The sequence below is a fragment of the Streptococcus sp. FDAARGOS_520 genome (assembly GCF_003812685.1).
Lineage (GTDB): Bacteria > Bacillota > Bacilli > Lactobacillales > Streptococcaceae > Streptococcus > Streptococcus agalactiae.
In genome coordinates this window covers 885,073-904,355 of the sequence record NZ_CP033810.1, presented here as the reverse complement: position 1 = coordinate 904,355, position 19,283 = coordinate 885,073, and the positions used below count along the sequence as shown (strand labels likewise).

General features: G+C 37.1%; 20 protein-coding genes and 2 pseudogenes. 14 read left to right on the top strand and 8 right to left on the bottom strand.

All coding sequences use genetic code 11. From position 1 onward, the window contains the following. Positions 1 to 42: 42 nt before the first annotated feature. The 4 genes and pseudogenes from EGX96_RS04660 to EGX96_RS04645 all read right to left on the bottom strand — a co-directional run. A pseudogene (locus tag EGX96_RS04660) lies at positions 43 to 768 on the bottom strand (Fic family protein); the annotation flags it as partial. A 15-nt stretch (positions 769 to 783) separates the two neighbouring features. Then, positions 784 to 1,589, bottom strand: a protein-coding gene (locus tag EGX96_RS04655; protein ID WP_088181596.1) for an IS5-like element IS1381A family transposase whose coding sequence is annotated in 2 segments (ribosomal slippage) — positions 784 to 1,212 and positions 1,215 to 1,589 — 804 coding nt in all. Because the reading frame shifts where the segments join, the coding sequence is not laid out codon by codon here. A gap of 34 nt (positions 1,590 to 1,623) precedes the next feature. Next, positions 1,624 to 2,025: pseudogene (locus tag EGX96_RS04650) on the bottom strand (Fic/DOC family N-terminal domain-containing protein); the annotation flags it as partial. 20 nt (positions 2,026 to 2,045) lie between these two features. Next, positions 2,046 to 2,966 carry a helix-turn-helix domain-containing protein gene (locus EGX96_RS04645; protein WP_000461681.1) on the bottom strand — a complete coding sequence of 307 codons (921 nt, stop codon included), beginning with the start codon at positions 2,964 to 2,966 and terminating at the stop codon, positions 2,046 to 2,048. Between the two features lie 322 nt (positions 2,967 to 3,288). Here EGX96_RS04645 and EGX96_RS04640 point away from each other — a divergent pair, with 322 nt between their 5' ends. The 8 genes from EGX96_RS04640 (at position 3,289) to EGX96_RS04605 (ending at position 8,124) form a co-directional block, all read left to right on the top strand. Continuing rightward, a complete protein-coding gene (locus tag EGX96_RS04640; RefSeq protein WP_001077089.1) occupies positions 3,289 to 3,504 on the top strand; it encodes a hypothetical protein in 216 nt (71 codons plus the stop codon). Further along, on the top strand, positions 3,504 to 3,959 hold the full coding sequence (locus EGX96_RS04635) for a hypothetical protein (protein ID WP_001008113.1): 456 nt from the start codon (positions 3,504 to 3,506) through the stop codon (positions 3,957 to 3,959). Before EGX96_RS04640 ends, EGX96_RS04635 begins: the two co-directional genes overlap by 1 nt. Beyond that, a complete protein-coding gene (locus tag EGX96_RS11290) occupies positions 3,956 to 4,165 on the top strand; it encodes a hypothetical protein (protein WP_000860007.1) in 210 nt (69 codons plus the stop codon). The genes EGX96_RS04635 and EGX96_RS11290 overlap by 4 nt, the downstream gene beginning before the upstream one ends. Positions 4,166 to 4,234: 69 nt before the next feature. Then, entirely contained in the window at positions 4,235 to 4,666 is a 432-nt protein-coding gene (locus EGX96_RS04625) for a hypothetical protein (protein WP_000159997.1), read from the top strand. 2 nt (positions 4,667 to 4,668) lie between these two features. Continuing rightward, positions 4,669 to 5,697 (top strand): replication initiation factor domain-containing protein, encoded by a 1,029-nt coding sequence (locus tag EGX96_RS04620; RefSeq protein ID WP_000370558.1) that lies wholly within the window; start codon positions 4,669 to 4,671, stop codon positions 5,695 to 5,697. Between the two features lie 65 nt (positions 5,698 to 5,762). Continuing rightward, positions 5,763 to 6,011, top strand: coding sequence for a hypothetical protein (locus EGX96_RS04615; RefSeq protein WP_000212595.1), 249 nt, complete (start codon positions 5,763 to 5,765; stop codon positions 6,009 to 6,011). A gap of 9 nt (positions 6,012 to 6,020) precedes the next feature. Then, positions 6,021 to 7,505 (top strand): tyrosine-type recombinase/integrase, encoded by a 1,485-nt coding sequence (locus EGX96_RS04610; protein WP_001205484.1) that lies wholly within the window; start codon positions 6,021 to 6,023, stop codon positions 7,503 to 7,505. Positions 7,506 to 7,602: 97 nt separating this feature from the next. Beyond that, entirely contained in the window at positions 7,603 to 8,124 is a 522-nt protein-coding gene (locus EGX96_RS04605) for a ClbS/DfsB family four-helix bundle protein (protein ID WP_011058389.1), read from the top strand. 147 nt (positions 8,125 to 8,271) lie between these two features. On the opposite strand, the gene rpmG is transcribed toward EGX96_RS04605, so the two are convergent. Further along, entirely contained in the window at positions 8,272 to 8,421 is a 150-nt protein-coding gene (rpmG, locus tag EGX96_RS04600; protein WP_001265622.1) for a 50S ribosomal protein L33, read from the bottom strand. 15 nt (positions 8,422 to 8,436) lie between these two features. Then, positions 8,437 to 8,619, bottom strand: a complete 183-nt coding sequence (rpmF, locus tag EGX96_RS04595) for a 50S ribosomal protein L32 (protein WP_000290414.1) — start codon at positions 8,617 to 8,619, stop codon at positions 8,437 to 8,439. A 219-nt stretch (positions 8,620 to 8,838) separates the two neighbouring features. On the opposite strand from rpmF, the gene hisS reads away from it, so the two are divergent. From hisS to EGX96_RS04575, 4 genes are all read left to right on the top strand, one after another. Further along, on the top strand, positions 8,839 to 10,119 hold the full coding sequence (gene hisS / locus EGX96_RS04590; protein WP_000775901.1) for a histidine--tRNA ligase: 1,281 nt from the start codon (positions 8,839 to 8,841) through the stop codon (positions 10,117 to 10,119). 92 nt (positions 10,120 to 10,211) lie between these two features. After that, positions 10,212 to 11,963: an aspartate--tRNA ligase gene (gene aspS, locus EGX96_RS04585; protein WP_000830929.1), complete on the top strand. Its 1,752-nt coding sequence runs from the start codon at positions 10,212 to 10,214 to the stop codon at positions 11,961 to 11,963. Beyond that, entirely contained in the window at positions 11,953 to 12,897 is a 945-nt protein-coding gene (locus EGX96_RS04580) for a YitT family protein (protein WP_000857770.1), read from the top strand. The genes aspS and EGX96_RS04580 overlap by 11 nt, the downstream gene beginning before the upstream one ends. A gap of 107 nt (positions 12,898 to 13,004) precedes the next feature. Further along, the gene (locus EGX96_RS04575) at positions 13,005 to 13,877 is read left to right on the top strand and encodes a YitT family protein (protein ID WP_000915479.1); all 873 of its coding nucleotides are present in this window, start codon (positions 13,005 to 13,007) and stop codon (positions 13,875 to 13,877) included. A gap of 26 nt (positions 13,878 to 13,903) precedes the next feature. Here the strand turns inward: EGX96_RS04575 and EGX96_RS04570 are convergent, their stop codons facing one another. Beyond that, positions 13,904 to 14,212 carry a bacteriocin immunity protein gene (locus tag EGX96_RS04570; RefSeq protein WP_001138859.1) on the bottom strand — a complete coding sequence of 103 codons (309 nt, stop codon included), beginning with the start codon at positions 14,210 to 14,212 and terminating at the stop codon, positions 13,904 to 13,906. Between the two features lie 87 nt (positions 14,213 to 14,299). Beyond that, positions 14,300 to 15,991, bottom strand: coding sequence for an arginine--tRNA ligase (argS, locus tag EGX96_RS04565; protein ID WP_000379868.1), 1,692 nt, complete (start codon positions 15,989 to 15,991; stop codon positions 14,300 to 14,302). Positions 15,992 to 16,212: 221 nt separating this feature from the next. Here argS and argR point away from each other — a divergent pair, with 221 nt between their 5' ends. Both argR and mutS read left to right on the top strand, forming a co-directional pair. Further along, on the top strand, positions 16,213 to 16,650 hold the full coding sequence (gene argR / locus EGX96_RS04560) for an arginine repressor (protein ID WP_001033152.1): 438 nt from the start codon (positions 16,213 to 16,215) through the stop codon (positions 16,648 to 16,650). 56 nt (positions 16,651 to 16,706) lie between these two features. Then, positions 16,707 to 19,283 (top strand): DNA mismatch repair protein MutS, encoded by a 2,577-nt coding sequence (gene mutS / locus EGX96_RS04555; protein WP_001118377.1) that lies wholly within the window; start codon positions 16,707 to 16,709, stop codon positions 19,281 to 19,283.

The following is a 19,283-nucleotide window of genomic DNA, read 5'->3' as shown; positions in this document are numbered from 1 at the left end:
ATAAGTGAAGCAGAGGTGAACATTACTTCATTAAGAGATACCTTATTGAACGATTGAAAGAAGTTGAGGACAATAGTAGGTTCTATTCCTTTGAGCATTATCTGTTGAAAGATAACCTTCATCAATTAACTTATTTAGTAAAGTATAGGTAGTTCTCTTAGAAATTTTTAGGTGTTCACTAACTTGTTCTGCCTTAAAGATTGGAGCCGAGAATATAAAGTCAAGAAGCTGGATACCTGAAACAGAATTAAGTTTAGGGATGACTTGTTCCTTCATAATGTTATATAGGCTTAGTATGTCCTGAGCTTTTTTTGTACTCTCTTCTGCGGACAATATCACTCCTTCTAGGTAATACTCAAACCAGTCTTTCCAGTTGTTGTCTTTTGAAATGTTTGATAGGTGTGATATGTAAAGAGACCTATCTCTTTCAAAATACGAACTCATATAAAATGTTGGATAAGAAAGTAGTTCCTGATAGTACAGGAATAGTGGTATAAGCAATCGTCCAATTCGTCCATTACCGTCTTCAAAAGGGTGAATCATTTCAAATTGAGCATGGATAATTGCTGACTGAACCAATAAGTCTAAGTCATCATAATGGATATATTGCTCCAAATTAGACATGTATTCTGGTGTTTTTTCCGCGGGGACAGGAGTGTATGAAATCGAGGATACACTACCGATATAGTTTTGACTTCTCTTAAAATTACCAGGATTTTTACTACTACCTCTAACATTATCTAGAAGAATTTTGTGCATTTCTTTAATAGACTTCCTGCGAAACTAAAATCCTAGTTCACGGTTGATCATTCCAGCAATCAAATTCATTCGTAATCCAAACCGTTTGCGTCGATTTCGATAGGTTGTTGAAAATATTTTAAACGTTTTTACTTTGGCAAAAATATTCTCAACCTTGATTCTCTCTTTGGATAGCGTATGGTTATAGGTTTTATCTTCAAGAGTTAGTGGCTTAAGTTTGCTTGATTTCCTCGGAGTTTGCGCTTGTGAATACATCTTCATGATCCCTTGATAACCACTGTCTGCCAAGATTTTAGCAGCTTGTCCGATGTTTCTGCGACTCATTTTGAACAACTTCATATCGTGGCAATAGTTCACTGCAATATCCAAAGAAACAATTCTCCCTTGGCTTGTGACAATCGCCTGAGCCTTCATAGCATGACATTTCTTTTTACCAGAATAATTCGCTAGTTGATTTTTTTAGGACGATTGATTTTTACCTCTGTTGCATCCACAATCACCGTATCCTCAGCACTAAGATGAGTTTTTGAAATCGTAAAACCACTTTGAATAAGAGTTGATTCAACCCATTGACTTCGACGGATTAAGTTGCTTTCGTGAATGCCAAAATCAGCCGCAATTTGTTCATAAGTGCGGTATTCTCGCATGTATTGAAGAGTAGCCATGAGGAGATCTTCTAAGCTTAACTTAGGGGTTCGGCCACCTTTTGCGTGTTTACGTTGATAAGCTGTTTTTAACACAGCTAACATCTCTTCAAAAGTAGTGCGCTGAACACCAACAAGGCGCTTAAATCGTACATCAGTTAATTGTTTGCTTGCTTCATAATTCATAGAACTATTGTACCATATTTTGTTTCGCAGGAAGTCTAATAATTCTATTGGATAACGGTAATCCTTTAGAATCGATGTTGTTGATGGTGGAAATGTTTTCTAGAGCATAAAAGAGAGCCTTTCGGTAGTTAATGATTTCATGCAATTCATCACGCTCAATATCTACTTTATTACCAGCTTCATAATTAAGTAAGTCTTTCAAGGTGGCATGGGTCCCTTCAAGTTTTGAAGAGAGAACGGCTTCTTGGCTAAGCAAAGGGGAGATTAGTAGCATAGGGTTAATGATAGACTCTAGAAATCCTTCGTAAGTACCGATTGCAATATTTGCCCTAGTAGTTAATTTAATGATTTGTGGGTCAGTATATATTGACGTGTAGTCAAATGGGAGTTTTTGTGGTAAATGCCGTTTTGGGATATTTTTGAATTTGTTATCCATTTGCATCTTCCTTTCTAAAATCATTTCTCCGCCCAGTCAGTCCAATCATCAAAGGTCGTGTTATTGTAAAGTTCTATCAGCCGTGGTCTGACAGATTGGATAACCTCAACTAATTCGTGTCCCTCATGAAATTGTGAAAAAGGCATACCGACTGTTGCTTGTGACATATCTGAAAGTAATTGCCTTGTTGTTTGACTATCCGCAAGTGTATTTATTAGAAAACCAAGTAGGTAATTGGAATCATAGCTAACTTCTACACCTGCTTGAGGTGAATCTTTAAGCAGACGTTCATAGCTTTCTTTAACTTCTTGCTTGATTTTATCTTTAGAAAGATTTTCTAAATTTCCGACAAAATCATATGAGATGTAGATTTGGTTGGCAAAGTAATTAGAGAGTTCTTTGATTTTAGTATCGTCAAGTCCTTCTTGCTGACTTAGGTAGGTTTGAGCTTCCTGTCTAATTGAGTTCTTTAGAGTTTCACAAAGCATTTCAAAAAAGATATCATCTAGGTAGCCTTCATTTGGGTAACCAAAGTCATTTTCCCAATTAGGATTCTCAAATGTTCCAATGGTTACTCCCCCGTTAGTTGTGATTAATTGTTTTGGATTTGCTTTAATCCTAAAAAGCTCATCCTTTATCTTTAACGGTGTCTCAGGATATTCATCTAGGAATGTACCATAACCAAGTTTTCTAAGGTAAAGTTCAATATATTCTTCCAATTCTCCATAGTAAAACCAACCTACAGGTTTTCCATAGATTTTTGATACTTTTTCTAAAACTTCAAGAGGCGCTAAGTTATCTCCTCTTACATATGCGTTGATGGTTGATTTTTTTAGTCCAAGACGATTTCCAAAATCTGTAAAAGACAAATTTAACTCATCCTTGACTTGCCTCAATCTTTTCCCAACAGCCTTTTTATCAGGTTTAAGTATTTCAAACATAAGTTACCTCTCAGACCATTATAACATAGTAGTTTATAAAATCGTACATTTTTTTGTGGTTAATACTTGACATCGTATATGTTTTCGTATATAATTTTTAATGAGCATTAGGATTGTTCAAAAAATTTACAGCAATCGTATATAAAATCGTATATTATTGATAGAAAGGAGCTAACTTAACAATCAAAAAAGAAAGGAAGGTAGAAAAAATCCTTGAACAATCTGGTACATCGTTCAAGGACAGTAAATCTAATTACTGTAATTATACCAGATATTTCGGATAAATGCTAGTTGGATGCAAACGTCAGAAAAGAGGGTAATTATGAATCAAACAAGTATTGAACTACAAATGGTGGAGTGGGTTGCCTACTCGCCAGAGACACAAGAGAAAGTTTTCATCAAACCAGAGGACTGCAAAGATTTAGATGACAGAGAACTCTATCACCTTATCAAGAGTACGGGATTTGAACGATTGATTGAATCTAGAGCCTTGCAGATTGTGACCGACTTTCTCAATCAGAAAACACAGGTAAGCTAATGAATGAATATGATTATCAAGAAGTTGTGGATAGGGTTGACGGTCTTAACTCAGTTTCAACACTGAAAAAGTGGCGATTAAAAATTGAAAGCTTGACTGGTACTCAATTTAAAGAAAGTAGAGTGAGAACGGGTCGGAAATCTTATTCTAAAATCTATCTCTTTACAGATGATGACCTTGCCTACTTTCAAGCGGTCGCGGATAAGAAGTCCTCATTAGGGCTTGAGAGGGCAATTCTAAGCGTTTATGGGAGTTCCAAGGGAAAAGACCATCAGAAACCCATTAGAGAGCTTGTAGACGAGCTAGAAGTTTCTTTTATGGAAATTCAAGAGGATTACCAAAGAAACCTAACTGAGTTGAAACAGAAGTTAGAAGTGCTTCTTGTCAGAATTCAGAACTTAGAGAAAGAGACAGGGGATAAAACATCTAAGAGAATTGGTTTCTTCAAACGATGAAGACGGTTCGCCACCCCACCGCTGGGCGAGTGGTCAATACGGTAGCCCAGAGCAGGTGGGGAAGGTGGCAAACGGCTGAAATCGAAATTGAAATTGCACCCCGTTCCCTATTAGGGGGTGCACACATACACGAAATGTGGTCAAAACCCTTGATAAGCAAGGGGTTCAGCGATTTGAAGCAAATTTCACGAAAAAAATCTTTATAAAGCCCATGATATCAACGATTTATGACAGATTTCATGTAGGCGTAGCTTTTATGAACAGGAGAAAAACACATGACAAAATTTAACTTAACAGACGAAACCATAAAAGTTGGTGATTTGAAATTAGATAAATCACAATTTGACATTCCAAAGAAAGTGACTATCCTTTCTTCACGGGTTGCACCAGTCTATAAAAATGTCAATGGCGAAAGCATTGCGACAGATGAAGTGGCTAAAATCACTTGCTCTGTACAAGATACAGACAAAATTCAAGCCTTGAAAGACTTGGGCTATTCTTCTGATGACCTTAAGGGCATTCGCTTGGAGATTGTAGACAATCTTGACAAGTTGGCTAAATCCGTTGAAAAGGATGGGTTAAACTCCCTTGTGGTAGAACTTGTCAATCCAGAAGTCCATCTTGGTTGGCGAGCCAACAATAATGGTGGAGGGAATTGGGGTGGCTTAAAGCTAGTGGCAACCGATATTAAATTTATTGGAGCCTAGACATGGATAACTCAGTGATGTTAGACTATTTAGCCGTAACGATTAAAGGCTTGGCTCCAGATGATGTCATTGAGAAAATCCTCATTCTTCCTAAAGACAAGTTTGTCCTCAATGAATGGGGGATAAACAAGTATCAACGGCATTATTCCTTCTCAGAGATAAAGGTTTACTTCAATAAGGACTGGCAATCAAAGATGGGAGTCTTTATCGAACTGAGAGGGCAGGGGTGCCGTCAGTATGAAGAATATATGGAAAACAATGTCAATAACTGGGTAACCTTGATGAAACGCATTTCTGAATGTCATAGTAACGTTACGAGACTAGATATTGCCAACGATATCTTTGATGACAGTCTATCCGTCCCACTCATTTACAGTTATTGTAAAAAGCAACTCTGTATATCAACCGCTAAAACCTTTGATTACCATGAAAAGAGCCTTCTTGAAAATGGTGAAAAGGTCGGTGAAATGGTTACGATTGGTGTTAGAGGTACTCAGCAATGGTGTGTCTATAACAAATTGTTAGAACAAAAGCTAGACCAAGAATTGCCAAATACGCCCTTATCATGGACAAGAGCAGAGCTGAGGTGCTGGCAGGAAAAAGCAAATTTACTAGCCAAACAGATTAAAGAGGGGCGACCGCTCAAAGAGATTTACTTTGAAGTTATTAACGGACACTACCGTTTTGTCAGCCCGAGGGACAAGGATTCTAACCGTTGGCGAAGAAAGACGGTAAAATGGTGGAATGACTATCTAGAGACACAAGAAAAGACGGTCTTAAGCGTAAAACGGACAAAACCTACCCTAAAACGTTCTGAGAAGTGGACAGAGAAACAAGTCTCACGAACACTCGGAAAACTCTATGTCGCTAAGGCGGAATCTCACGGGCAAGAAAAGGCAGATAGCTATATCCAGCACTTACTTGAATTGGGGATTTCTAAGCTAACCGAAACAGACGAGACTGACATTCAGCAGTACAAACAAGAGCAACTAAGCTCAGCCTATTGGGGCATAAGAAAAGACGACCTGTAGCAAGCTACAAATCGCCTTTCCAAAAATAACTAACTTGATTATAACTAAAACAGAAGGAGAATTCAATGGCAACATTAAAAACAGAACATGATTTTGACTTAACCCGTAACTGGTACCGCAAATCCGTCTTTCTAGATGAGCTCTGGCATGGCATGACCGTTGCAACACTTAATAGTTACATTCGTCAGATGAAAGACAGCCCTTACGCTTTCGGTATCAAAGGAACACACGGCAATGTCTTTATCCACTCAGAAGTCTTTGTGGCGTGGTTTGACTACAAAATTGCCAATCAGTATGTCGCAAAGATGGCGTAGGTAGTCCCTATGAGAGATAATGGTTCAAGAGTACTTATCATCAGTTCTTGGCGACCAGACCCTTATAAGGCGGGTAATGTCTTGGTGAAATTCGCTATGCGATTCACCCACCCTATTACTAAAAAATCTCATAAGAAATACCTTTCTACAGGTGCTAGTAAAGGGTGGTTTACCACCAAGGCAACACCGAGCAAAAAGTTACCTTCTGGGAAAGAACGTCTCTTGGTCAGCGATATTAAAAACACACAATTAATTACTCAGGTCACGCAAGAACTGAATAAATTAGTTGATGACTATATCGCCGAGCTAATGGGCATTAAGCCTAAGAAAGCCAAGAAACTTTTAACCCTAGAAGAAATCGCCAAGCCATTTGATAAAGATGGAAATTTTTACGGTAAAGCCTTTAAAGCATGGCATGAAAGGGTCAAGCCAGCCAATAATACCCTTAAAACAAGGGTTACTATCTATAATCGCTATATTGAGCCGAACTTTGATACCAGAATGTCCATCACGAAATTTGCCTTTATGACAGATGAAATTCAAAATCTTATCAATGCTTCTTCTATGCACATGGCGAGAAATCTGCATATCTACCTTAAGATGATTTTTGACTGGTCAGTTGAAAATGGACAGATAACTCTTACACAAGACCCGATTGCCAGCAATAAGGTTAAAAGGCGAGTTCTGACAAAGAGTGAGGAGCAGGACAAGAAGCGTGAAGATATAGCAGAGAAGTATCTAGAAGCAAGTGAGGTTAACCATGTTCTCCGCCTGATAGAGAGCTGGACTAATCGACCTGATAACCAACTTATCGCAGATGTATTGAGAATGATTTTTCTAACAGGCATGCGACCAAGTGAGGTTTTAGGCTTAAATGAAGACATGCTTGATTTTGAGAAAAAGTGGATAAAAGTTCATTGGCAGAGGGCAAGTAAGAATAAATCGGATGATATGATGGAAGCACTCAATCTTGACGAAAAGGAACGCTACCGAGCAGACCTTAAGACCAAGGAAAGTGTCCGCACGATTCCAATGAGCCCTGAGGTTGAGAAGATTCTACGTCACTATATTGACAGAAATAAATTTCAAGCTCAATTCAGTCCGACTTACCAAGACTTAGGGTATCTCTTTACTAGAACCTATATTAGGGCAGGTAATCGACAAGGCTCTCCGCTTTATCACAACGAACTCTCACAATTCCTGAGAGGTGGCTCTAGTCAGTCAGCAAAGTATAACAAGAAAGCAGGCAAGCCCTATAAGGATATCGATAGCTTTCTAGACTTTGGCAGACCGATTCATGTCATCCCTCATATGTTCCGCCATAGCTTTATCTCTATTATGGCTAGCGAAGGTATTGACCTCCCTACTATTCGAGAATTTGTCGGACACTCGGAGGATTCCAAGGAGATTGAGCGTGTCTATCTCCATGTGATTAAGAAGCAAAAAGATACCATGAGAGGGGCAGTTGAAAAGCTAGAAAAGTTGATTGAATAAAATTCATTTGATATATAGAATTATAAAAGCTGTACTTCCTAAGAAAAAGAGAAAAGAATATGATACAATGAACTTGACTAAATTAAAGAGGAAAGAAATGAGAACATATTCAGATAAAAACGAACTTAAGGAAGAAGTACTAAAATCATATAAAAAATATATTGCTGAATTCAATGACATTCCTGAGAAGTTGAAAGATTTAAGAATTGATGAGGTTGATAGGACACCAGCGGAGAATCTAGCCTATCAGGTTGGCTGGACTACCCTGATACTAAAATGGGAGTCAGATGAACAGAGTGGCTTAGAAGTTAAAACACCAACTGAGACGTTTAAATGGAATCAACTTGGAGAGCTATATCAGCATTTTACTGAGACCTACGCTAGTCTAACCATCAAAGAACTTACGGCTCAACTCAATGATAATGTAGATGCTATAGGTAACATGATTGATTCAATGAGCGACGAAGTCCTATTTAAACCTCATATGAGAAATTGGGCTGATAGTGCGACTAAGAATGCAGTCTGGGAAGTTTATAAGTTTATTCATATTAATACGGTAGCTCCTTTCGGAACATTTAGAACTAAGATTCGCAAGTGGAAAAAAGTTGCTTTAAAGTGATTCCATAAAAACTTGGAAGTATGACGGATATAGGAGATGTTTGAATAGATAATATACTTTTAATCAGACAAAAATCAGACAAAACCACATTTTAAGCAAGCAAAAAAGCCTAGAAACGTTGATTTCATAGGCTTTCTGTATGATGTCTTATTTAACTTCAGTGAAAACAACGTGTTTACGAAGTTTTGGTGAGTATTTTTTCAATTGAAGACGGTCTGGAGTGTTACGTTTGTTTTTTGAAGTAAGGTACAAGCGTTCACCAGATTCTTTATGTTCAAGTGTAATATTTACGCGCATGGTATCTCCCTTCTATTATTTAGCTTCGTTAGCTTTAGCGATTTTACGTCCTTTGTAGTATCCTTTGAGTGATACACGGTGTGAACGTGAGTAATCTCCAGTAGTTTCGTCGAATTGTACAGATGGAGCTGTCAATTTGTAGTGTGTACGACGTTTGTTTTTCTTCGCTTTTGAAGTGTGACGTGCAGGTACTGCCATTTTCTTATTCTTCCTTTCGATGTGTAAGTTTTGATTTTCATCAACTTCACTATGATAACATATCTTTTTTGTAAAGTAAAGTTACTTGACAAAACTTTTTATTTTTACAATTTCACGGTGAAAATACTATCAAACTAAAGCAAATGATATATGCTTGTTTAAAATATAAGAAAAAATGGTAGAATGTTTAAAGAGAAAACTAATCGAAGAGGTAAACTTATGAAACTTCAAAAACCAAAAGGGACTCAGGATATCTTACCTGGAGAATCAGCAAAGTGGCAATACGTTGAAAATGTTATACGCAATCTCTTTAAACAATATCATTATGATGAAATTCGTACACCAATGTTTGAACATTACGAGGTTATTAGTCGCTCAGTTGGGGATACAACGGATATCGTTACAAAAGAGATGTATGATTTTCATGATAAAGGAGATCGTCACATTACGCTTCGTCCAGAAGGAACAGCACCTGTTGTACGTTCTTATGTTGAAAATAAACTATTTGCACCAGAAGTTCAAAAACCAACCAAAATGTATTATATTGGATCAATGTTCCGATATGAGCGCCCACAGGCTGGTCGTTTACGAGAATTTCATCAAGTAGGCGTTGAGTGCTTTGGATCAAATAATCCAGCAACTGATGTTGAAACAATCGCAATGGGACATCATCTATTTGAAGATTTAGGTATCAAAAACGTTAAACTTCATCTTAATAGTTTAGGGAATCCAGAAAGTCGTCAGGCCTATCGCCAAGCTCTTATTGATTACTTAACACCCATACGTGAACAATTGTCTAAGGATAGTCAACGTCGTTTGAATGAAAATCCATTGCGCGTACTAGACTCTAAGGAGCCAGAAGACAAACTAGCAGTTGAAAATGCTCCTTCTATTTTAGATTATTTAGATGAGTCAAGCCAAGCCCACTTTGATGCTGTGTGTCATATGCTTGATGCTCTAAATATTCCATACATCATTGATACTAATATGGTTCGTGGTCTTGATTATTATAATCATACTATTTTTGAGTTTATCACTGAGATTGAAGATAATGAATTAACGATCTGTGCTGGAGGCCGTTATGACGGCTTAGTATCCTATTTTGGTGGACCAGAAACACCAGCATTTGGTTTTGGATTAGGATTAGAACGCTTGCTCTTAATATTAGATAAGCAAGGGATTTCTTTACCAATAGAAAATACTATAGATCTGTATATAGCTGTATTAGGATCAGAGGCTAATCTAGCTGCCTTAGATTTGGCACAATCAATACGTCATCAGGGTTTTAAAGTAGAGCGTGATTATTTGGGTCGTAAAATCAAAGCACAATTTAAGTCTGCAGATACTTTTAATGCTAAAGTGATTATGACATTAGGTAGCAGTGAAGTAGATTCGAAAGAGGTCGGTTTAAAAAATAATCAAACACGTCAAGAAGTTAAAGTTAGTTTTGAAAACATTAAAACAGATTTTTCATCTGTGCTTAAACAATTAGGATTGTAAAACAGTTCCTAAAAACTCTCCTTAATGGGTGGGGTTTTTAGGTGCTTTTTGTTATAATAGGTTGGAATGAATATTTTAAATGGAGAAAACAGATGAAACGTAGTATGTATGCTGGGCGTGTTCGTAGTGAGCACATAGGAACATCGATTACTTTAAAAGGATGGGTTGGTCGTCGTCGTGACCTTGGAGGCCTTATTTTTATTGATCTTCGCGATCGCGAGGGAATCATGCAATTAGTTATTAATCCTGAAGAAGTATCAGCCTCAGTTATGGCAACCGCAGAAAGTCTCCGTAGTGAATTTGTTATAGAGGTTAGCGGTGTAGTGACAGCACGAGAACAAGCTAATGATAATTTACCAACAGGAGAAGTTGAATTAAAAGTGCAAGAATTATCGATTCTTAATACCTCGAAAACAACACCATTTGAAATTAAAGATGGTATTGAGGCAAATGATGATACACGCATGCGTTACCGTTACTTGGATCTTCGTCGTCCGGAAATGCTTGAAAATTTCAAATTACGTGCGAAAGTAACACACTCAATCCGTAATTACCTTGACAACTTAGAGTTTATTGATGTCGAAACTCCGATGCTAACAAAATCAACTCCAGAGGGGGCACGAGACTATTTGGTTCCATCACGTGTCAACCAAGGACATTTTTATGCCCTTCCACAAAGCCCTCAAATTACAAAACAGCTATTGATGAATGCGGGATTTGATCGTTATTATCAAATTGTCAAATGTTTCCGTGATGAGGATTTACGTGGAGACCGTCAACCTGAGTTTACACAAGTTGACTTAGAGACATCATTCCTTAGTGATCAAGAAATTCAAGACATTGTTGAGGGTATGATTGCTAAAGTAATGAAAGACACTAAAGGTTTAGAGGTTTCTTTACCATTCCCAAGGATGGCATATGATGATGCAATGAATAACTACGGGTCTGATAAGCCTGATACAAGGTTTGATATGCTTTTACAAGACTTGACAGAAATTGTCAAAGAAGTTGACTTCAAGGTGTTCTCAGAAGCTTCAGTAGTTAAAGCGATTGTTGTCAAAGATAAGGCGGACAAGTACTCTCGAAAAAATATTGATAAATTAACAGAAATTGCAAAACAATACGGTGCCAAAGGTTTAGCATGGCTAAAATATGCAGATAATACTATTTCAGGTCCGGTTGCTAAGTTCTTGACAGCTATTGAAGGTAGGTTGACAGAAGCTTTACAGCTAGAGAATAATGACTTAATTCTATTTGTAGCAGATAGTCTTGAAGTAGCTAACGAGACTTTAGGAGCGCTTCGTACACGCATTGCAAAAGAACTTGAACTCATTGATTATTCTAAATTTAATTTCCTATGGGTTGTTGATTGGCCAATGTTTGAGTGGTCAGAAGAAGAGGGACGATATATGTCGGCTCATCATCCATTCACCTTGCCAACAGCGGAGACAGCGCATGAGTTGGAAGGGGATTTGGCTAAAGTACGTGCAGTTGCCTATGATATTGTTTTGAATGGATATGAGTTAGGCGGTGGTAGCCTACGTATTAACCAAAAAGATACACAAGAGCGTATGTTCAAGGCTTTAGGATTTAGCGCTGAATCAGCTCAGGAACAGTTTGGTTTCTTACTTGAAGCTATGGATTACGGCTTCCCACCACATGGTGGATTGGCAATAGGCCTTGACCGCTTTGTTATGTTGTTAGCAGGCAAGGACAATATTCGAGAAGTTATTGCATTCCCTAAAAACAATAAGGCTAGTGATCCAATGACTCAAGCTCCTAGTCTCGTTTCAGAACAACAATTAGAAGAATTATCACTTACTGTAGAAAGTTATGAAAACTAGACGAACCCCTTTAGAAAAAAAGGTAAAATATATTATCAGTGTATGGGCTAAAAAATTTGGTCTCTTACACACTTTAAAAAGTATCTCACGAGAAAAATATGCAGAGAAAATTTCGGCTTCATTGCTGTATGGTATTCTATCCAGTGTTGCTGTCAATTTCTTTTTTCAACCTGGACATGTTTATTCAAGTGGAGCAACTGGTTTAGCTCAGGTTATTTCAGCTGTCAGTAAACACTGGTTTTCTTTTGAAATACCAGTTGCTTTAGCTTTTTATGCCATTAATATCCCTTTGCTGATATTATCTTGGCGTAAGATTGGACATAAATTTACTATTTTTACGTTTATCACAGTAACTGTAAGCTCTATCTTCATTCAACTAATGCCTCAAATCACCCTTACAACTGATCCCTTAATCAATGCTATCTTTGGTGGTTTAATTATGGGAGCTGGTGTTGGTTTTAGCTTTAAGTCTAGAATTTCTAGTGGGGGAACAGATATTATCAGTTTGACAATTAGAAAGAAAACAGGCAGAGATGTAGGTAGTATTTCTTTTATTATTAATGGTATTATTTTATTATTTGCAGGTCTTTTATTTGGTTGGAAGTACGCTTTGTACTCGATGGTGACCATTTTTGTATCAAGTAGAGTTACAGATGCCATTTTTACAAAGCAAAAAAAGATGCAAGCGATGATTGTTACCAGTAAGCCTGATTGCGTCATTAAACGTATCCATCGTGATTTACATCGTGGTGTAACCTGTATCAATGATGCTGAAGGTACTTATAATCATGAGAAAAAAGCAGTTTTAATAACTATATTAACACGTGAAGAATTTAGTGATTTTAAATATTTAATGCTAAAAGCGGATCCAAAAGCCTTTGTTTCCGTTGCAGAAAATGTTCATATTATTGGACGATTCGTTGATGATGATTAACTGTATATATGACTTTTGGTCAGCCACCACTAAGGAAACATTATGATGTTATTAAGCTAAGTTGTTTAAACAACTTTAGCTTTTTTGAATAAGGAAGGATTAAGCCTATGTTGAAACTGGATTTAAAAACAAAGATAAAAGAAACTATTTTAATTGCCTTTGGTGTGGCTCTCTATACTTTCGGTTTTGTCAAATTTAATATGGCTAATCATTTGGCTGAAGGAGGTATTTCCGGTGTCACTTTGATTATCCATGCACTTTTCGGAGTTAATCCAGCACTTTCATCACTTCTCCTTAATATCCCGTTATTTATATTAGGGGCTAGGATTTTAGGGAAAAAATCCTTATTGTTAACTATATATGGTACAGTGTTAATGTCTTTTTTCATGTGGTTTTGGCAACAAATCCCTGTAACAGTCCCTTTGAAAAACGATATGATGTTAGTTGCAGTAGCTGCTGGAATTTTAGCAGGAACTGGTAGTGGTTTAGTATTTAGATATGGTGCAACTACAGGTGGTGCAGATATTATTGGTCGTATTGTAGAGGAAAAATCTGGAATAAAATTAGGGCAAACCTTATTGTTTATTGATGCTATAGTTCTAACGTCTTCACTTGTTTATATTAATTTACAACAGATGCTATATACGTTAGTAGCTAGCTTTGTATTTAGTCAAGTGTTAACAAATGTTGAAAATGGGGGCTACACTGTTCGTGGAATGATCATTATTACCAAAGAATCAGAATCTGCAGCAGCAACCATTTTGCATGAAATTAATAGGGGTGTAACTTTTTTACGGGGCCAAGGTGCCTACTCAGGTAGAGAGCATGATGTCTTGTACGTAGCTCTTAACCCAAGTGAAGTGCGTGATGTGAAAGAAATCATGGCTGATTTAGACCCAGATGCTTTTATTTCTGTTATAAATGTAGATGAAGTTATTAGCTCAGATTTTAAAATTCGACGAAGAAATTACGATAAATAAAAATACAGGCTGTCTGGCCTGTATTTTTATTTTGGTCCTCCACTTAAGAAACTACCAAGCATAATAGCTGAGATAGCAGTTCCCTTGTAATGGCTAGCTTTTGTTTTTACCAAGCGACTAAGATCAAATATGCTTTTAGGAGCATCAAATTGATGTGTTAAGACGTATTGATTGATAAGTGAGTCAATTTTTGTAGCTAGGAGTGAGTTCATCCCCTCTTTTTCAAGTTGACTAGCGAGCTCGAAAATAGCTTGACGAAAATAATCATCTGCTTGTATTACTTCTTCGCTATAAACTTTACTAAGAGCATCTAATATTTCTTTTTCTGATGGCATGGCATTCTCCTGTAACTTGTTGTGCTATTATTATAATATAAAAAATTAAGACTGTCATAAATTTGACAGTCTTAGTAGTGTCATTTCTTACATTTCATTCGGAGCATCAACTCCTAGGAGGCGAAGAGATTCTTTTAATACTGTAGCAGTTGCATAGCAAAGTGCTAGACGACTACTGATTTCAGCGTCTTCATCTAAAATACGTGTGTGGGCGTAATATTTATTGAAGCACTGAGCTAAATTAATAGCGAATTTTGCAATAATAGAGGGCTCAAAATTATCTGCCGCACGTACAATAATACGAGGAAAATCTTGGATGAGTTTGATGATTTCCCAGCTTTCAACATCGTTGAGACTGTAATTATCGCTATTAGATGGGCTAAAGTTAGCTTTACGTAAGATTGATTGAATACGAGCATGTGCATATTGTACATATGGCCCAGTTTCACCTTCAAATGATACCATTGCTTCTAAGTCAAAGTCATAACCATTTGTACGATCAGTTTTCAAATCGTAAAATTTAATAGCACCTACACCAACTGCTTGAGCAACTTTATCTTTATCTGCTAGGTTAGGGTTTTTAGCTTCAATCTGAGATGCCGCACGATTAATAGCTTCTGCAACAGTAGGTTCAAGTAGAATTACATTTCCTTTACGAGTTGATAATTTTGCTCCTCCTTTTGTTACAAGGCCAAAAGGAACATGAGTCATATCATCGGACCAATCGTAGTCCATTTCTTTAAGCACAGCTTTTAGTTGCTTAAAGTGTGCAGACTGTTCGTTTCCTACAACGTAGATTGATTTTGCAAAATCGTAGGTACGTTTACGGTAAAGTGCAGCAGCTAAGTCACGTGTAATGTAGAGAGTTGCTCCATCGGATTTTTTAATGAGGGCAGGATGTTCAATACCGTATTTTTCTAGGTTAACAACTTGTGCACCTTTAGATTCGACTAGGAGGTTTTTAGATTCTAGCAGTTCAAGCACTTCATCCATTTTGTCGTTGTAGAATGCCTCGCCGTTATAGCTATCAAATGTAACATTCATTTGATCGTAAAGACGGTTGAATTCTAATAATGACTCGTCACGGAACCATTGCCATAATTCAGTTGCTTCAGGATCGTTAGCTTCAAGTTTACGAAACCACTCACGTGCCTCTTCATCAACGCTAGGGTCTGTCTCGGCTTCAGCATTAATACGGACATAAAGTTTTAAAAGTTCATCGATGGGATGAGCACGGACAGCCTCTTCATTGCCCCATTTTTTATAGGCAACGATTAACATTCCAAATTGTTTACCCCAGTCGCCAAGGTGATTAATTTTAACAGGATGATAGCCAATTTTATCAAAAATATTAGCTAAACTATCACCAATAACTGTTGAACGAAGGTGTCCAATTGAGAATGGCTTAGCAATATTTGGACTAGACATGTCAATGGCAACATTTCGTCCTTCACCAATATTTTGAGTAGCATAGGCAGAACCATCAGATAAGACTTGTTTTAAAACTTGACTTGAGATTGCGGCTTTATCAAGGAAAAAGTTAACGTAAGGTCCAACAGCTTCCACCTTTTCAAATTGGTCGCTTTTAATTTGTTCAGCAATGTCACTAGCAATTATTTGAGGTGCTTTGCGTAGAGTTTTAGCCAAAGAGAATGCTGGGAAAGCTAAATCTCCCATGCTCGAATTTTTTGGGGTTTCTAATAAAGAAAGAATGGTCGATTGTTCCATATCTGGAACAACTTTTTGAATTTCACTCGCAATTAGATGTTTTGTATCCATGGTATCTCCTATTTTAATTAGTAATATAGTCACCCTATTTTAACATAATTATGAAAAATAGACGAGAACTTGTTGATTAAATTCATAATGCATTCTGTAAAGAACTAGCCTACTTTATAGCTTTTTTACAGAATGATTACGATATCACTACTAAGTGAAAAAGACAATTTTTTTTGATATAATTTGGTAAGCATAATTCTAACTAAAAAGGATTGAATAACATGAATAAAATAGAACGCCAAAAACGTATTAAACGTTTGATCCAATCAGGGCAGATTGGCACACAAGAAGAAATTAAATTACATTTAAAAAATGAAGGAATCGATGTCACGCAAGCGACTCTATCAAGAGACTTGCGTGAGATTGGTCTTTTAAAATTACGTAGCCCAGAAGGTAAGCTATATTATAGTTTATCAACAGCTACTTCAAATCGATTTAGCCCAGCCTTACGCTCATATATTTTGAAAGTATCGCGAGCAAGTTTTATGTTAGTTTTAAATACTAATTTAGGGGAGGCTAGCGTTTTAGCAAACTTTATTGATGAGAAAGGGCTGCCAGAGATTTTAGGAACAATGGCAGGAGCAGACACCTTGTTGGTGATTTGTCAAAATGAAGATATTGCCAAAGTTTTTGAAAAAGAACTATCAGTAGGTTTATAAATATAATGATTGAGGAGCTGAGCATGGCAGCCAGCCCCGTTAGTTAGGAGTGAGAAATGGCCAAGCCAACGATATCACCGGGAATGCAACAGTATCTGGATATAAAAGAGAATTATCCAGATGCTTTTTTGCTTTTTAGAATGGGTGATTTTTATGAATTATTTTATGATGATGCGGTAAAAGCAGCACAAATCCTGGAAATTAGCTTGACTAGTCGAAATAAGAACGCAGAAAAGCCAATCCCAATGGCAGGAGTTCCCTATCACTCAGCTCAACAGTATATTGACGTTTTAGTTGAATTAGGTTACAAAGTAGCCATTGCTGAGCAGATGGAAGATCCTAAAAAAGCTGTGGGAGTGGTCAAGCGTGAGGTAGTGCAAGTTGTTACCCCAGGAACGGTTGTGGAGTCAACGAAGCCGGATAGTGCTAATAATTTCTTAGTAGCGATTGATTCGCAAGATCAACAAACATTTGGTCTAGCATATATGGATGTCTCAACTGGAGAGTTTCAGGCAACCCTTTTAACAGATTTTGAGTCCGTCCGTAGTGAAATACTAAATTTAAAAGCTCGTGAGATTGTAGTAGGATATCAATTGACGGACGAAAAAAATCACCTACTGACGAAGCAGATGAACTTGCTTTTATCATACGAAGACGAACGACTTAATGATATTCATTTGATTGATGAGCAGTTAACTGATTTGGAAATATCTGCTGCGGAAAAACTTTTACAATATGTGCATAGAACACAAAAGCGTGAACTTAGTCATTTACAGAAAGTAGTTCATTATGAAATAAAGGACTATTTACAAATGTCATATGCAACGAAAAATAGTCTAGATTTACTGGAGAATGCTAGAACAAGCAAGAAGCATGGAAGTCTTTACTGGTTGTTAGATGAGACTAAAACAGCGATGGGAACTCGAATGCTGAGAACTTGGATTGACAGGCCTTTGGTAAGTATGAATCGAATCAAGGAACGTCAAGATATTATTCAAGTGTTTCTTGATTATTTTTTTGAGAGAAACGATCTCACAGAAAGTTTAAAGGGTGTATATGATATTGAACGCCTAGCAAGTCGAGTATCTTTCGGAAAAGCCAACCCTAAAGATCTATTGCAACTCGGACAGACCTTATCACAAATTCCTCGGATTAAAATGATTTTACAGTCCTTCAATCAACCTGAGCTTGACATCATTGTCAACAAAATTGACACTATGCCTGAATTAGAAAGTTTAATTAATACGGCGATAGCCCCAGAAGCACAGGCTACTATCACTGAGGGAAACATTATCAAGTCTGGATTTGATAAGCAATTGGATAATTATCGAACAGTGATGCGTGAAGGTACAGGTTGGATTGCTGATATTGAAGCTAAGGAAAGAGCAGCAAGTGGTATCGGTACTCTTAAAATTGATTATAATAAAAAAGACGGTTATTACTTCCATGTTACCAATTCCAATTTATCACTAGTACCGGAGCATTTTTTCCGTAAAGCGACATTAAAAAATTCTGAACGCTATGGAACAGCAGAACTAGCCAAAATTGAAGGTGAAATGCTCGAAGCTCGCGAGCAATCTTCAAATTTAGAATATGATATTTTTATGCGTGTTCGTGCCCAAGTAGAATCTTATATTAAACGTCTTCAAGAGTTAGCAAAGACGATTGCAACCGTTGATGTTCTACAGAGTTTGGCAGTAGTTGCAGAAAATTATCACTATGTTCGTCCCAAATTTAATGATCAACATCAGATTAAGATTAAGAATGGGCGTCATGCAACTGTTGAAAAAGTGATGGGAGTGCAAGAATATATTCCCAATAGCATCTATTTTGATAGTCAGACAGATATCCAGTTGATTACAGGACCAAATATGAGTGGTAAGTCGACCTATATGCGCCAGTTAGCTTTGACAGTTATTATGGCACAAATGGGAGGTTTTGTATCGGCAGACGAAGTTGATTTGCCTGTATTTGATGCAATATTTACTAGGATTGGTGCTGCTGACGACTTAATTTCTGGGCAATCAACCTTTATGGTAGAAATGATGGAAGCGAATCAAGCTGTAAAACGAGCCAGTGATAAATCTTTGATTCTTTTTGATGAATTAGGTCGAGGGACAGCCACTTATGATGGTATGGCATTAGCTCAATCGATTATAGAATATATTCATGACCGTGTTAGGGCAAAAACAATGTTTGCGACTCATTACCATGAGTTGACAGATTTATCTGAACAGTTGACAAGGCTTGTCAATGTACACGTGGCTACTTTAGAGAGAGATGGAGAAGTTACCTTCTTACATAAAATTGAATCTGGACCTGCGGATAAGTCTTATGGGATACACGTCGCAAAAATAGCTGGTTTACCAATTGACTTATTGGATAGGGCAACTGATATTTTATCACAGTTGGAAGCTGATGCAGTACAGTTGATCGTATCGCCCTCCCAAGAAGCTGTTACTGCTGACTTAAATGAGGAACTAGATTCTGAGAAGCAACAAGGACAATTATCGCTTTTTGAAGAACCTTCAAATGCAGGTAGGGTTATTGAGGAGTTAGAAGCGATAGATATAATGAATCTAACTCCAATGCAAGCTATGAATGCTATATTTGACTTAAAGAAATTATTATAA

Coding starts and splice junctions, on each gene's coding strand:
- EGX96_RS04625 (WP_000159997.1), top strand. CDS start 4,235: ATGACAAAATTTAACTTAACAGACGAAACCATAAAAGTTGGTGATTTG.
- hisS (WP_000775901.1), top strand. CDS start 8,839: ATGAAACTTCAAAAACCAAAAGGGACTCAGGATATCTTACCTGGAGAA.
- EGX96_RS11290 (WP_000860007.1), top strand. CDS start 3,956: ATGAAGACGGTTCGCCACCCCACCGCTGGGCGAGTGGTCAATACGGTA.
- EGX96_RS04580 (WP_000857770.1), top strand. CDS start 11,953: ATGAAAACTAGACGAACCCCTTTAGAAAAAAAGGTAAAATATATTATC.
- EGX96_RS04640 (WP_001077089.1), top strand. CDS start 3,289: ATGAATCAAACAAGTATTGAACTACAAATGGTGGAGTGGGTTGCCTAC.
- EGX96_RS04645 (WP_000461681.1), bottom strand. CDS start 2,966: ATGTTTGAAATACTTAAACCTGATAAAAAGGCTGTTGGGAAAAGATTG.
- rpmG (WP_001265622.1), bottom strand. CDS start 8,421: ATGCGCGTAAATATTACACTTGAACATAAAGAATCTGGTGAACGCTTG.
- argS (WP_000379868.1), bottom strand. CDS start 15,991: ATGGATACAAAACATCTAATTGCGAGTGAAATTCAAAAAGTTGTTCCA.
- aspS (WP_000830929.1), top strand. CDS start 10,212: ATGAAACGTAGTATGTATGCTGGGCGTGTTCGTAGTGAGCACATAGGA.
- argR (WP_001033152.1), top strand. CDS start 16,213: ATGAATAAAATAGAACGCCAAAAACGTATTAAACGTTTGATCCAATCA.
- EGX96_RS04575 (WP_000915479.1), top strand. CDS start 13,005: ATGTTGAAACTGGATTTAAAAACAAAGATAAAAGAAACTATTTTAATT.
- EGX96_RS04635 (WP_001008113.1), top strand. CDS start 3,504: ATGAATGAATATGATTATCAAGAAGTTGTGGATAGGGTTGACGGTCTT.
- rpmF (WP_000290414.1), bottom strand. CDS start 8,619: ATGGCAGTACCTGCACGTCACACTTCAAAAGCGAAGAAAAACAAACGT.
- EGX96_RS04615 (WP_000212595.1), top strand. CDS start 5,763: ATGGCAACATTAAAAACAGAACATGATTTTGACTTAACCCGTAACTGG.
- EGX96_RS04570 (WP_001138859.1), bottom strand. CDS start 14,212: ATGCCATCAGAAAAAGAAATATTAGATGCTCTTAGTAAAGTTTATAGC.
- EGX96_RS04610 (WP_001205484.1), top strand. CDS start 6,021: ATGAGAGATAATGGTTCAAGAGTACTTATCATCAGTTCTTGGCGACCA.
- EGX96_RS04620 (WP_000370558.1), top strand. CDS start 4,669: ATGGATAACTCAGTGATGTTAGACTATTTAGCCGTAACGATTAAAGGC.
- mutS (WP_001118377.1), top strand. CDS start 16,707: ATGGCCAAGCCAACGATATCACCGGGAATGCAACAGTATCTGGATATA.
- EGX96_RS04605 (WP_011058389.1), top strand. CDS start 7,603: ATGAGAACATATTCAGATAAAAACGAACTTAAGGAAGAAGTACTAAAA.